General features: G+C 61.5%; 7 protein-coding genes and 1 pseudogene. 5 read left to right on the top strand and 3 right to left on the bottom strand.

The features are described 5' to 3' along the window. The first annotated feature begins 18 nt into the window (after positions 1-18). The 3 genes from NH234_RS00640 to NH234_RS00630 all read left to right on the top strand — a co-directional run bounded on the left by NH234_RS00640 (position 19) and on the right by NH234_RS00630 (position 4,230). Entirely contained in the window at positions 19-2,892 is a 2,874-nt protein-coding gene (locus NH234_RS00640) for a bifunctional diguanylate cyclase/phosphodiesterase (protein ID WP_085731315.1), read from the top strand. Positions 2,893-3,042: 150 nt separating this feature from the next. Then, the gene (hexR, locus tag NH234_RS00635; protein WP_007954250.1) at positions 3,043-3,909 is read left to right on the top strand and encodes a transcriptional regulator HexR; all 867 of its coding nucleotides are present in this window, start codon (positions 3,043-3,045) and stop codon (positions 3,907-3,909) included. A 108-nt stretch (positions 3,910-4,017) separates the two neighbouring features. Continuing rightward, positions 4,018-4,230 (top strand): PA3496 family putative envelope integrity protein, encoded by a 213-nt coding sequence (locus NH234_RS00630; RefSeq protein WP_007962241.1) that lies wholly within the window; start codon positions 4,018-4,020, stop codon positions 4,228-4,230. Here the strand turns inward: NH234_RS00630 and NH234_RS00625 are convergent. Beyond that, positions 4,172-5,134 carry a LysR family transcriptional regulator gene (locus NH234_RS00625; protein ID WP_085731317.1) on the bottom strand — a complete coding sequence of 321 codons (963 nt, stop codon included), beginning with the start codon at positions 5,132-5,134 and terminating at the stop codon, positions 4,172-4,174. The two genes, NH234_RS00630 and NH234_RS00625, sit on opposite strands and share 59 nt — an antisense overlap. A gap of 191 nt (positions 5,135-5,325) precedes the next feature. On the opposite strand from NH234_RS00625, the gene NH234_RS00620 reads away from it, so the two are divergent. Continuing rightward, positions 5,326-6,741, top strand: coding sequence for an acetyl-CoA carboxylase biotin carboxylase subunit (locus NH234_RS00620; RefSeq protein WP_085708794.1), 1,416 nt, complete (start codon positions 5,326-5,328; stop codon positions 6,739-6,741). An 11-nt stretch (positions 6,742-6,752) separates the two neighbouring features. Beyond that, complete coding sequence (gene oadA / locus NH234_RS00615) at positions 6,753-8,561, top strand: sodium-extruding oxaloacetate decarboxylase subunit alpha (protein ID WP_085731318.1); 1,809 nt, start codon at positions 6,753-6,755, stop codon at positions 8,559-8,561. Positions 8,562-8,665: 104 nt separating this feature from the next. On the opposite strand, the pseudogene NH234_RS00610 reads toward oadA, so the two are convergent. Together NH234_RS00610 and NH234_RS00605 are read right to left on the bottom strand one after the other, a co-directional pair. Further along, positions 8,666-9,742: pseudogene (locus NH234_RS00610) on the bottom strand (autotransporter domain-containing protein); the annotation flags it as partial. Between the two features lie 592 nt (positions 9,743-10,334). Then, positions 10,335-13,292: an autotransporter domain-containing protein gene (locus tag NH234_RS00605; protein ID WP_367255325.1), complete on the bottom strand. Its 2,958-nt coding sequence runs from the start codon at positions 13,290-13,292 to the stop codon at positions 10,335-10,337. Between the last annotated feature and the right edge of the window lie 77 nt (positions 13,293-13,369).

The following is a 13,369-nucleotide window of genomic DNA, read 5'->3' as shown; positions in this document are numbered from 1 at the left end:
AGAACAAGAACGTTGCCTATGACCCTCAGCTTCGACCTGTCGGGCCCCTCTGTGGAACCCCGGGTGATCCGCAAGCATTACGCCACCCAGATGGCGGTCGAGCGCACGCGCCTTCTTTATCAGGGTTCGCTGTTGCCCACCCTGTTCATGTTGATCAATGGTCTGGTTTGCGCCGGTTTGCTCTGGAGTCCGCAGCGCTACTTCGTGGTCAGCGTCTGGATGGTGTGGCTGCTGTCGCTGGTGGCGCTAAGGGTGATTCAGGTTGCAGCGTTCGATTCGGCGATCCCCGACCGTCAGGCCCAGCCGATCTGGGGCCGAATGTTCCTGCTCGGTTCGACCATGACCGGCCTGACTCTGGCCGGCGCCGGCATCGCCCTGGTCCCGGCCGACAACTTCATGCAACAAGCCTGGGTGTTCGGCCTGATCGGCGCCGCGACCTTGTCGGCCAGCGTGGCTTACGCCGTGAGCATTCCGGCATTCCTTTCCTTTACCTTGCCGTGCTTGCTGCCGGCCATCGGCTATCTGTTCTGGGGCGGTGACGAACTGGCGCGGGGCTGGGGCTGGCTCGGGCTGATCCTGCTAGGTTCTCTGAGTGTGGTGGCGTGGCAGGTCAATCGATTGATCGACCGCGGTTTGCTGCGGCGCTTCCAGAATCAGCACCTGATCGAACACCTGCAACAGGCGCAATCGCGCAGTGAACAGCTCAATCAGGAGTTGGCGAAGGAAATCGAGCACCGCCGCTGTGCCGAAGGCAAGTTGCGCGAAGCCCAGGTCGAACTGGAGGACCGGGTCGCCCAGCGCAGCCGTGAACTGGACGTCGCCAACCAGGCGCTGAGCAAGAGCGAGGCCCGCCTGGCGCTGGCGTTGAAGGCCAGCGAGCTGGGGCTGTGGGACTGGAACCTGCAGACCGACGAAGTTCACCACACGCAGATTCAGGAACTGTTCGGCATTGACCCGGAATACGTCACCGGGCTGCTCAGGCATCTGCGGCCACGCTTGCACCCGGAAGACGTGCCGGCCCTCAAGCGAGCGTTGATCGAGCATCTGAAGGGACGCACCGAGGATTATCAGATCGAGTACCGCGTGCGCCATGGTGACGGCCACTGGGTCTGGATCGAAGACCGAGGGCGCGCGGTGGAGCGCGATGACAGCGGGCGGGTGATCCGCATGGTCGGCACCCGGCGCGACATCAGTGTCAGCAAAAGCCTGGAGGCCCAGCAGCAATTGGCGGCAACGGTATTCGAAGCTGCCAGCGAGGGCATCGTGATCCTCGATCCGAATTATTCGCTGATCGCCATCAATCAGGCCTTCAGCCGGGTCACCGGTTACGACATCGACGACATGCTCGGACGCAACGTCGTTGAACTGCCCTGCAGTCGCGATGCCCGCCGACATTACGTCGCGATCCGTCATGCGCTGGAGCAGCACGGCAGCTGGCAGGGCGAACTGGTGGAGACCCGCAAGAACGGCGAGTTGTACCCACAGTGGCTGCAATTGAATGCGGTACGCGACAGTCGGGGAAATGTCAGCCATATCGTTGGCTTCTTCGCCGATCTGTCGGCAAGACGCGAATCCGAAGAGCGTATGCGTTACCTGACTCACTACGACGAACTCACCGGCCTGGCCAACCGCTCGTTGTTCCGCGAACGCCTGCACGAAGCCCATCAGCGCGTGCGGCAGGGCGGACGGCGGAGTCTGGCACTGCTGCACATCAATCTGGATCGCTTCAAGCTGCTCAACGACAGCCTGGGCCATGAGATCGCCGACCAGTTGTTGCAAAGGATGTCGCGGCGTCTGGTCAGTGCCTTGCCGGAAGCCGACACCATCGCCCGGTTGTCCGGTGACGAGTTCGCGGTGTTGTTTGATGCCTACGGCAACCTGTCGAGTCTGGCGCGGGTCGCCACGCGGTTGTCGGCCAAGCTGCGTCTGCCGCTGACGGTGGAAGGGCATGAACTGGTGGTGAGCGCCTCGATGGGCATCAGTATGCTGCCGGACAACGCCCGGGAGATTTCCGCGCTGGTCAGCCAATCGAACATGGCCATGCAGCACGCCAAGCATCTGGGCGGCAACAACTTCCAGTTCTACACCGACAGCCTGCAAGCCAGCACGCTGGAGCGTTTGCAGCTGGAAAACCAGTTGCGCAAAGCCATCGAGGACAAGCAGCTCAACGTCTTCTATCAACCGAAACTTTGCCTGGCGACCGGCCGCCTTAACGCGGCGGAAGCGCTGGTGCGCTGGGATCACCCGATCATGGGCCGGGTGCCGCCGGGGGACTTCATCGGCCTGGCTGAAGAGACAGGATTGATCGGGCCGATCGGCGAGTTCGTGCTGCGCCAGGCCTGCTGGCAAGCCTGCGAATGGCAGCGTCAGGGGCTGGAGCCGATCCGGGTTTCGGTGAATCTGTCGGTGCATCAATTGCGCCAGGGCAAGCTGGTCAGTCTGGTGCGCCAAGTGCTGGAGGAAACCGGCCTGGCGCCGCACTACCTCGAGCTGGAACTGACCGAAAGCCAGCTGCTCGACAGCGTCGAACACATCATCGCCACGTTCCAGCAGCTGCGGGATCTGGGAGTGAAGCTGGCCATCGACGATTTCGGCACCGGCTATTCGTCGCTGAGCTATCTGAAGCGGATTCCAGTGGATTACGTGAAGATCGATCAGGCGTTTATTCGCGGGTTGGGAGAGGGCAGTGAGGACGCGGCGATCACCCGTGCGATCATTGCCATGGCCCATGGGCTGTCACTGAAAGTAGTGGCGGAAGGCGTTGAGCGACAAGACCAGCTTGAGTTCTTGAAGACCGAGGGTTGCGACGAGGTGCAGGGCTATCTGATCAGCCGCCCGGTGGAGGCTGCCGGTCTGGCCGGGTTGTTGCGTCAGCAGGAAATTCCCCGGTAAAGGGCTACATGCAGCGCATGTCGCCTGATCCGGGGCGATCCAGTTACGCATTGAGCAGGCAAAATGCGGATTCATGTAGTATAACTACAAGCTTGCTACATCCCCGGCATCTGGCCAAAGCACATCTTTCCATAACAAGAGTCCAGCCCCTTGAATCTGCTGCAACACATCGCCCAGTCACGTCACCTGTTACGCAAGTCGGAGCTCAAGGTCGCCGACCACGTGCTGCTTGACCCTGCGGCAGTGATGCACAGTTCCATGGCCGACCTGGCCCACAGCGTTGGCATCAGCGAACCGACCATCGTGCGCTTTTGCCGTGCCATCGGTTGTTCCGGTTTTCAGGATCTGAAACTCAAACTCGCGCAAAGCCTCGCGGCCGGCGCCAGTTTCGGTCAGTTCGCAATCCATGAAGACGACTCCGTCGCTGACTACAGCCTGAAGATTTTCGACACCACCCTGCACACCCTGATGGAGGTTCGCGAGAAACTCGATCCGCTGGAGTTGCAGCGAGCCGTGACGCTGATGTCCCAGGCCCAACGCGTCGAGTTCTATGGTTTTGGTGCGTCTGGCGCGGTGGCGGCGGATGCGCAGCACAAGTTCTTCCGTCTGCTGCTGACCGCTGCGGCCTATTCCGACCCGCACATGCAGGCGATGTCGGCAGTGACGCTGAAGCCGACCGATGTGGCGATCTGCATTTCCCAGTCCGGCCGCTCAAAAGACTTGCTGATCACCGCCAATCTGGTTCGCGAGAGCGGTGCATCGCTGATTACCTTGTGCCCGAGCCAGACACCGTTGGCCGAGCTATCGACCGTCAACCTGGCGATCGATGTTCACGAAGACACCGAAATCTACACCCCACTGACCTCGCGTATTGCCCACCTGGTGGTGATCGACGTTCTGGCCATGGGCGTGGCCATGGCGCGCGGGCCGAGCCTGGTCAACCACCTCAAGAGCGTCAAGCGCAGCCTGCGCAGCTTGCGGTTGTCGCCAAAATCGGTGAAAGCGCTGGACGACTGAAAGTCATGGGGCGAAGGCAATCTTCATCTGCCTGTAACCCCGTCGAAGCCAAACCGTCATCCCTCGCGCCTATCGTGAAACTCCCGTAATCGCCTTGGGAGACTCGAAATGGCTCAGCCTTACGAAGAACGCAACAGCGCCGCGAAAACCCGTCGTCAGCAGGAAGACCAGCGCCGCATGGAGTTTCGCCGCGCCATCGAAGATCGCTTCGAACTTCGTCAGCTTCAGAGCGAAATCAGCGATTTTCCCGAGGATATCGAACTCAACTACTGGCAGGCAGCTCCCGCAGCTTCCCGTCGAAGCGCTCAACCAGCGCGCTGATCTGCACCCGTTCGCTGCGGATAAACGCCAGGAAGGCGTGCGCCACCGGTGACAGGCGTTTGGCCTTGGCCTGCACCAGGCACCAGCTGCGCAACAGCGGTAACTCTTCGACCGGCAGCTCCACCAGGCCGCCAGTCGCCAGCTCCAGGTTCAGGGCGTGGCGAGTCAACAGCGCCAGGCCCAGACCCGCCAATATGCATTCACGCTGAGCTTCCGCCGACGCCACTTCCTGGGTCTGGGTGAAGTGCACGCGCTTCTCCTTGAAGTACTCCTCGCAAGCCAGTCGCGTTCCCGAGCCGGACTCGCGAATCAGCAGAGTGTAGGGTTCGAGATCTTGCAGGCGCAGCGGCCCCATGTGTGCCAGCGGATGGTCCGGTCGGGCGGCCGCCACAATAGGGTTGTTGAGAAAGGGGAGAAATTCCAGGCCCATGTCCTGCGGCACCATCGACATGATCACCAGGTCGTCGCGGTTGTCGGAGAGGCGACGAATCACCTGGCCACGGTTGACCACCGTCAGTTGCAGGTTCACTTCCGGGTGCTGGCGTTTGAACGCTGCAAACAGGTGCGGTACGAAGTATTTGGCGCTGGATTCCACCGCCAGTTTCAACTGACCCTGCAGCGAGCCCTGCATGTCCGACAGCTGCATGTCGAGGTTTTCCAGGCGGCCGAAGATGTCGCGGCTGGCGCGCTGGAGTGCTTCGGCGGCCTCGGTCATGTAGAGTTTTTTGCCGACGTAATCGAACAACGGCTGCCCGATCAGCTCTTCGAGCTGACGAATCTGTAGGCTGACGGCCGGTTGTGTGAGAGACATTTCCTCGGCTGCGCGGCTGTAGGAGCGTAAATCACACACTTCGTTGAAGATCTGCAATTGACGCAATGTCATACGCATCAAGGACTTACGCATTTTCTACCGACTCTGGCCGCTGGCTGGTGCGTTGACTATAAGTCTTTACTTATGCCTGACCCAATTTTTATTCATTTTTGTTAATCCCTTGTGAGCGCTAGTGTGAAGCCGCGACCAGATTGAAACATTTGGTCACGCGTCGACCTGGGTCTAGCAGGTCGTGGGTACCACCGGCTCAAGGGAACCTCCAAGTGATAACAAAGATCCTGATCGCCAACCGTGGTGAGATTGCCGTACGAATCGTGCGTGCCTGCGCCGAGATGGGCATTCGCTCGGTTGCGATTTTTTCCGACGCCGACCGCCATGCCTTGCATGTGAAGCGTGCGGACGAGGCCCACAGCATTGGTGCCGAGCCGCTGGCCGGTTACCTGAATCCGCGCAAGCTGGTGAACCTGGCCGTGGAAACCGGTTGCGATGCACTGCACCCAGGCTACGGTTTCCTTTCGGAAAACGCCGAACTGGCAGAGATCTGCGCCGAACGCGGGATCAAATTCATCGGTCCGTCGGCGGAAGTCATCCGCCGCATGGGCGACAAGACTGAAGCGCGCCGCAGCATGATCAAGGCCGGTGTGCCGGTTACTCCGGGTACCGAAGGCAACGTCTCGGGCATTGAAGAAGCGTTGAGCGAGGGCGACCGCATCGGTTATCCGGTGATGCTCAAGGCCACTTCCGGTGGTGGCGGGCGCGGTATCCGTCGCTGCAACAGCCGAGAAGAACTCGAACAGAACTTCCCTCGCGTCATTTCCGAAGCCACCAAGGCCTTCGGTTCGGCCGAAGTGTTCCTGGAAAAGTGCATCGTCAATCCCAAGCACATCGAAGCGCAGATCCTTGGCGACAGCTTCGGCAACGTGGTGCACCTGTTCGAGCGTGACTGCTCGATCCAGCGCCGCAACCAGAAGCTGATCGAAATCGCCCCGAGCCCGCAGCTGACCCCGGAACAGCGCGCCTACATCGGCGACCTGTCGGTGCGTGCAGCCAAGGCTGTGGGCTACGAGAACGCCGGCACCGTGGAGTTCCTGCTCGCCGAGGGCGAGGTGTACTTCATGGAGATGAACACCCGGGTGCAGGTGGAACACACCATCACCGAAGAAATTACCGGGATCGACATCGTCCGCGAACAGATCCGCATCGCCTCCGGCCTGCCGCTGTCGGTGAAACAGGAAGACATCCAGCATCGCGGTTTTGCGTTGCAGTTCCGGATCAACGCCGAAGACCCGAAAAACAACTTCCTGCCGAGCTTCGGCAAGATCACCCGTTACTACGCCCCCGGCGGACCGGGCGTACGGACCGATACGGCGATCTATACCGGCTACACCATTCCGCCGTTCTACGACTCGATGTGCCTGAAACTGGTTGTGTGGGCACTGACCTGGGAAGAGGCGATGGACCGTGGCCTGCGCGCCCTCGACGACATGCGTCTGCAAGGCGTGAAGACTACCGCCGCGTATTACCAGGAAATCCTGCGCAACCCGGAATTCCGTAGCGGCCAGTTCAACACCAGCTTCGTTGAAAGCCACCCTGAACTGACCAACTACTCGATCAAGCGCAAACCCGAAGAGCTGGCCCTGGCCATCGCCGCCGCCATTGCCGCCCACGCAGGCCTGTGAGGAATAGAACAATGACTAAAAAGATTTTCGTAACCGACACCATCCTGCGCGACGCCCACCAATCGCTGCTCGCCACCCGCATGCGCACCGAAGACATGCTGCCGATCTGCGACAAACTGGACAAGGTCGGCTACTGGTCGCTGGAAGTCTGGGGCGGCGCGACCTTCGACGCCTGCGTCCGCTTCCTGAAAGAAGACCCGTGGGAGCGCCTGCGCCAATTGCGCGCCGCGCTGCCCAACACCCGTCTGCAAATGCTCCTGCGCGGTCAGAACCTGCTGGGCTACCGCCATTACAGCGATGACGTGGTCAAGGCGTTCGTCGCCAAGGCTGCGGTCAACGGCATCGATGTGTTCCGCATCTTCGACGCCATGAACGACGTGCGTAACCTGCGTGTGGCGATCGAAGCGGTGAAGGCTGCCGGCAAACACGCCCAGGGCACCATCGCCTACACCACCAGCCCGGTGCACACCATCGACGCGTTCGTCGCCCAGGCCAAGCAAATGGAAGCCATGGGTTGCGACTCGGTGGCGATCAAGGACATGGCCGGTTTGTTGACCCCGTACGCTACCGGTGAACTGGTGCGTGCGCTGAAAGCCGAACAGTCGCTGCCAGTGTTCATCCACTCCCACGACACCGCCGGCCTGGCAACCATGTGCCAGCTCAAGGCGATCGAGAACGGTGCCGACCACATCGATACCGCGATCTCCAGCTTCGCTTCCGGCACCAGTCACCCTGGCACCGAATCCATGGTTGCTGCGCTCAAAGGCACCGAGTTCGATACCGGCCTGAATCTGGAGCTGCTGCAAGAGATCGGTCTGTACTTCTACGCCGTGCGCAAGAAATACCACCAGTTCGAAAGCGAATTCACCGCCGTCGACACCCGTGTTCAAGTCAACCAGGTACCGGGCGGGATGATTTCCAACCTGGCCAACCAGTTGAAAGAGCAGGGCGCTCTCAACCGCATGAACGAAGTGCTGGCGGAGATCCCGCGCGTGCGCGAGGACCTCGGCTTCCCGCCTCTGGTAACTCCGACTTCGCAGATCGTCGGCACCCAGGCGTTCTTCAACGTGCTGGCTGGCGAGCGTTACAAGACCATCACCAACGAGGTGAAGCTCTACCTGCAGGGTGGCTACGGCAAGGCGCCGGGCACCGTGAACGAGAAGCTGCGTCGCCAGGCTATCGGCAGCGAAGAGGTCATCGACGTACGTCCGGCCGACCTGCTCAAGCCGGAAATGACCAAGCTGCGTGCCGATATCGGTGCACTGGCCACGTCTGAAGAAGACGTGCTGACCTTCGCCATGTTCCCGGACATCGGCCGCAAGTTCCTCGAAGAACGTGCTGCCGGCACCCTCACCCCGGAAGTGCTGCTGCCAATCCCGGAAGCGGGCAAGGTGGCTTCGGCCGGCGGCGAAGGCGTACCGACCGAATTCGTCATCGACGTTCACGGCGAAACCTACCGCGTGGACATCACCGGTGTCGGCGTCAAGGCCGAAGGCAAGCGTCACTTCTACCTGTCCATCGACGGCATGCCGGAAGAAGTGGTGTTCGAGCCGCTCAACGAATTCGTCGGCGGCGGCAGCAGCAAGCGCAAGCAAGCTTCGGCACCAGGTCACGTCAGCACCACCATGCCGGGCAACATCGTCGATGTGCTGGTCAAGGAAGGCGACACCGTCAAGGCGGGCCAGGCTGTGCTGATCACCGAAGCGATGAAGATGGAAACCGAAGTCCAGGCTGCGATTGCCGGCAAGGTCACCGCCATCCATGTTGCCAAGGGCGACCGGGTGAACCCGGGCGAAATCCTGATCGAGATCGAAGGCTGAGATAACGGCCTCGATACAACGCTTTAAACCTCGGGGGGGCATGTGCTCCCCTTTTTTTTTGCTTTCAAAGTGCTGCCGCACCGTGCGGCAGCAACCGTCTGGACTTAGAACGCCATTCGCCACTGGCCTGATACGCCGTGGTTTCGGCTGTCGGTACCGATCTCACCCGACAAACCAACACCGAGTGTGTGGCTGGACGAGACGGCCAGATCCAGCCCGGTGTCGAGCGTCAGGCTGTTGCGATCCAGCTCTGCGCCGTAAACGGTGTAGTCATGGCCGCCGGTGACCAGACGTTGCCGGGTGCTGGTGTAGGTCTCGCCATAAACGTGTTTCCACCCCGCGCTGAATCGTGGTGTGAGGCGCATGCCGTTATCCAGCGTGCTGACTTTCGCCATGCGCAGGCCGACGGTGGTGTTGAAGTTGCCCTGGGATTGATCATCCACCCTGAGCGCCGCCGCCCCGCCTTTTTCGGTGTAGCCGTCGCGCTGGTAGCGTTGATAGCCGAAGCTGGCAAAGGGTTCGATGCTGATGTTGGCCTGCCCCAGGTTGTATCCCGACTCGATGAACGCTTGCTGGGTAGTGGCCTGGTAGTTGCCTTTCAGTCGGTCATGGAAGCGGCCGAACGCGACTTCGCGGCGGGTACTGCCTTCATGGTTGCTCCAGGTCGCGCCGAGCCGAAGTGACAACGGACCGGTCTGGCGCAAGGCGTAAGCGCCGAGGTGCCAACTGTCGAGGTCGCCGTCCAGCTCCTTGCTGTCGATGCGCGTGTCGGAGGTGCCGCCCATCAAGCCCAGTCGCCATTCTTCGTCCAGGCGCCAGTCCGCGCCTAGCAGCAGTCCTTTGGTGGAATGCTGCATGGGCTCCACATCGCGATCCAGTTTCCCGCTGTGGCCGAGGGCCTTCAGCCAGACCCTGCCGTTCTCGGCGTTTCCGGCCGCGTGGCGAGGTGCGTTTGGTTGATTGTCATGCAGGTTATCGAGTTGGTGCATGGCCGACAGCAAGCTGGCGCTGACCGGTGTGACGCTGCTCAAGGTTGCCTTGGCGAGGTTGGCGTTGCTGCCACCGGCCAGTTGATCGAGGGCAAGGGCGGCCGTGGTTTCGTCGGCAGCGAGCAGGGCTGCAACGGCTGGGTTGCCTGGAGGTGGAGGGGAATCCGTTGACGGCGGCTGGTCCACCACTTGGGTTTGTTGAGCTGCGGGCGTTTCCGCCAGAACCGGTTCCGGTAAGGGCGCTGGTTTTTCCAGGCTTTCTTCGAGCGCGCTGCCGCTCTCTGTCGTGGCGACTTTCCTGGATGGAATATCGTCGGATGTGTGAGCGGGTAGCGCCGGAATCTCAGTGCTGGCGGGGATTGCTTCCAGTGGCGGAGCGATCCTTTCCTCACGCACTGTTTCTTCAGCGAGATTAAGCGGAGCAGTTTTTTCTTTCTTCTTGCGCGCAGGCTTGGATTTCACCTCGTCCATGACGGGCGCGTCGGGCTCCGACTGTTCCGCCAGCGAAAATTCTACGCAACCGACTGCCAGCGCAACCGCCAGGACAAGATGTTGGAACTTGTATTTGCATTGAATGGGCATTCAGTTCGACCTATCGAAAGATGAGGCCAAACTGTAAAAGTCGATGCCGGTGCGCCGATGCCGGGCGATTCCGAACCGTGTGCAGGCGATGACGTCTGCTTTTGTAGCCCGGTCAGTGACGAGTGATGAGCCCGCCCCTGTTTACCCGATCCACCAGACGCCTTTGCCTACAACACTCGCTGAAGTATCGATTGGCGAAATCTCAAAAACTCATCTGCCACTGCCCGATCAACCCGTGATTTCGGCTGTTGCTGCCAATCTCGCCGGTGTATCCGAGCCCCAGCGTATGTCGCGCCGAAACGCCCAGATCCAGCCCTGCTTCCAGCACCAGGCTGTCACGATCCAGCGAGCTGCCATCGACGCTGAATGCGGTGCCGCCAACGACAAATGCCTGACGGGTCGAGCTGCTGACATCGCCGTAGGTGTGCTTCCAGCCGGCGGCCATCCGCGGAGTCAGGCTCATGCCATTGTCCAGCGAGCTGAGGTGCGCAAGGCGTACGCCGAAGGTACTGCTGAAGTTGTCCTGGGTCTGGCTGTCGACCTGCAAGGCCGCCGCGCCACCCTTTTCCTGATAACGGTCGCGGTGATAGCGCTGGTAACCGAGGCTGGCGAATGGTTCGGCGCTGAGTCGGCCAGTGCCCATGGCGTAGCCGAGTTCGGCGAACGCTTGCTGGCTGTCGGCGTCGTAATCCCCCTTGGGACGATCGCTGAAACCATTGAATGCGATGGTGCGCTTGCTTTCGCCCTGATGGCCGCTGTACGCCGCGCCCAAGCGCAGAGCCAGCGGGCCGTTTTGATGCAGCGCATAAACACCGGCGTGCCAGCTCTCGACATTGCCGTCGACGCCGGTGGCGTCCAGGTCGGTCTTCGAATAGCCGCCGAGCACGCCCAGACGCCACTGCGGATTGAGTGCCCAATCGGCACCGAGCACGCTGCCTTTGGTGCGCTGTTCCAGACCGCTTCTGCCGTGTTCGCCATCCAGCTTGCCGTAGCCGCCGATGGCCTGCAGCCAGAGCCGGCCCCGGGCGTTCGGGTCATTCAGGTTTTGCGCTTCGGACGGTACGCCGTTGGCGGCGAGAATCGGTGTGTCGCGTTGATCGAGGCCGACCATCAAGCCGGGACTGCCGCCCATTTGCTGCATCGCCGAGAGCATGCTGCTGCCGACCTGGCTGCTGGCACCGAGAGTGGCGCTGGTCAGGTTGGCGTTGCTGGTGCCGGCCAGTTGCTCGATGGCCGCGCCTGCGCTGCTTTGAGTGGTGTTGAGCAAGGCGTTGTACAGCACGTTGTTCTTGCCCATCGAAGCCAGGCTGTTGGCGGCGTTGCTGCCGTTGCCGGTGACGGCGAATTCATTGAACGCCACGTCATTGCGGGTGTAGGTCAGATCGACCTGAGTCGACGTGTAAGCGAGGGTTGGCGTGAGGAACGCGTAGTCGCTGGTGACCGCGCCAAACGTGCCGTTGACCCGCGCAGCCTGCAGCACCGTGTAATGGCTCTGCCACGGATACGTGCCGCTGCCGGGATTGACCGCCAGCGTCGCGCCGTTGAGGTTGGCGGTGCCGCCGATCTGAACCGGCGCGCTGCTGCCATCGGCATTGACGCCGTAGGCGAGAGTGGATGCGCTGCCCATGTTCAAGTCGTGCACGACGGTCGCGGTGCCGAGGCGGGTGTCAGTGCGCAGCTTGCCATTCACGTTGAGGTTGCCCACTGAACCACCGCCGGCATACACGCCGCCGGGGTCTACGGTCAGGTTGCCGGCGATGCCGCCCTGGTTGATCAGGGTCGAGCCGTTGCGCACGGCACCGCCGTCACTGAAATCGCCGCTGCCGGTGAGGGTCCAGGCGCCTTGCTTGACCTCCAGCCATTCAAAGTTGCGGCTCGCCCCGAAGCTGCCGCCCGCCGCGTCGTCCATCACTACCCGGTCGTAACCGGTGCCGCCATCGACCACGCCGATAAACCGGCTGCTGTTACGCAGTGTCAGGCTGTCGTTGCCACCGCCCAGATCCAGCGCCAGGCCGTTGCTGCCGCTGATCGTGCCACCGTTGATTACGTTGTCGGCGAACTCACCGACGAACTTCACGCCGAAACCGTCGAGCCCTTGAATGGTGCCGTAGTTTTCCAGCATGGTGGCCGCCAGCCCCGAACCACCGCTGCCGTCATCCACCAGAATGGCGCTGTTGGCGCCGCTGATCAGTGCGCCTTTGGCGTTGAGGATGTAACCGCCGCCCAGAGCGATGCCTTCACTGCCGTTGGCGAAACCACCCTTGTCCACGCCGCCGGCGCCGACGCCTTGAATGGTGCCGTAGTTTTCGATGTGGGCGATCTTGTCGATGTCCACGCCGTCGCCGTCGCCATTGGGTTGCAACCCGGAATACGCGCCGGTGATGGTGCCGTGGTTGATCACCGTGCCGTCGCCATCGGAACCGAAACCGGAACCGTTGCGCCCGGTGATCTGCCCGTAGTTGACCAGCGTCGCGCCGAGGTCGGTGGTGATGCCATGTCGGCCACCGGAAATCACGCCGTAGTTGGTCACGCTGACGCCGGTCGCGGTGTCGATATCGATGCCGTCGAACTTCTCGTCGGCGTTGTGCGAGTCACCGGTGGAGATCTCGCCGTAGTTGCTGATGGTCGCGTTGGCGCCGGTCTTCATGCCGTCGCTGGCGTCGCCACGAATCAGCCCGCCCGCGCGGTTGATGATGGTGGTTTTGACCCCGTCGCTGCGCAACGCATCCAGATCCAGGCCTTGGCCTGTGGTCGAGCGAATGGTGCCGCTGTTGTCGATCAACAGGCTGCCGTTGACGAAGTTGCTGTCGATGCGGATCGCATCGTTGGAACCGAGAATTTGCCCGCTACTGCGGTTGTAGATCGCGTAATTGCGTGCCTGGGTCAGATCGCCGCTGCTATCGATGGCCCGGCCGCCGGTGGAGATGATCTTGCCCGCGTTATCGATGATCACGCCGGCAGCGCTGGTGCTGTCCTTGAGGCTCACGGCCTTGCCGCTGTTGGTGATGCTGCCCGGCACCGAAATCGTCAGGGTGTCACTGCCGCCCAATGTCTGTGACGCGGTGGTGGCGGTGTCGATCACGACATTCTTGCCATGGGCGGCACTGGTGGCGATCAACAGGGCGGTGGCGAGCGACAGGCGCTGAGGCGGGAGCGGCATGGGGAGAACGTCCTTTTAGTTATAAGTGAGGGCGTTCTGTATAGCGGAGCGGGTTTACAGAATGATGTCTGGGCTAT

It is taken from the genome of Pseudomonas sp. stari2, assembly GCF_040760005.1.
GTDB lineage: Bacteria > Pseudomonadota > Gammaproteobacteria > Pseudomonadales > Pseudomonadaceae > Aquipseudomonas.
Note: the sequence above shows the minus strand (reverse complement) of the source record. Positions and strands in the feature narration are given on the sequence as shown.

Excerpts from the sequence above, each read along its gene's own strand:
- NH234_RS00640 (WP_085731315.1), top strand. The coding sequence starts at position 19 with ATGACCCTCAGCTTCGACCTGTCGGGCCCCTCTGTGGAACCCCGGGTG.
- NH234_RS00630 (WP_007962241.1), top strand. The coding sequence starts at position 4,018 with ATGGCTCAGCCTTACGAAGAACGCAACAGCGCCGCGAAAACCCGTCGT.
- NH234_RS00625 (WP_085731317.1), bottom strand. The coding sequence starts at position 5,134 with ATGCGTAAGTCCTTGATGCGTATGACATTGCGTCAATTGCAGATCTTC.
- oadA (WP_085731318.1), top strand. The coding sequence starts at position 6,753 with ATGACTAAAAAGATTTTCGTAACCGACACCATCCTGCGCGACGCCCAC.
- NH234_RS00605 (WP_367255325.1), bottom strand. The coding sequence starts at position 13,292 with ATGCCGCTCCCGCCTCAGCGCCTGTCGCTCGCCACCGCCCTGTTGATC.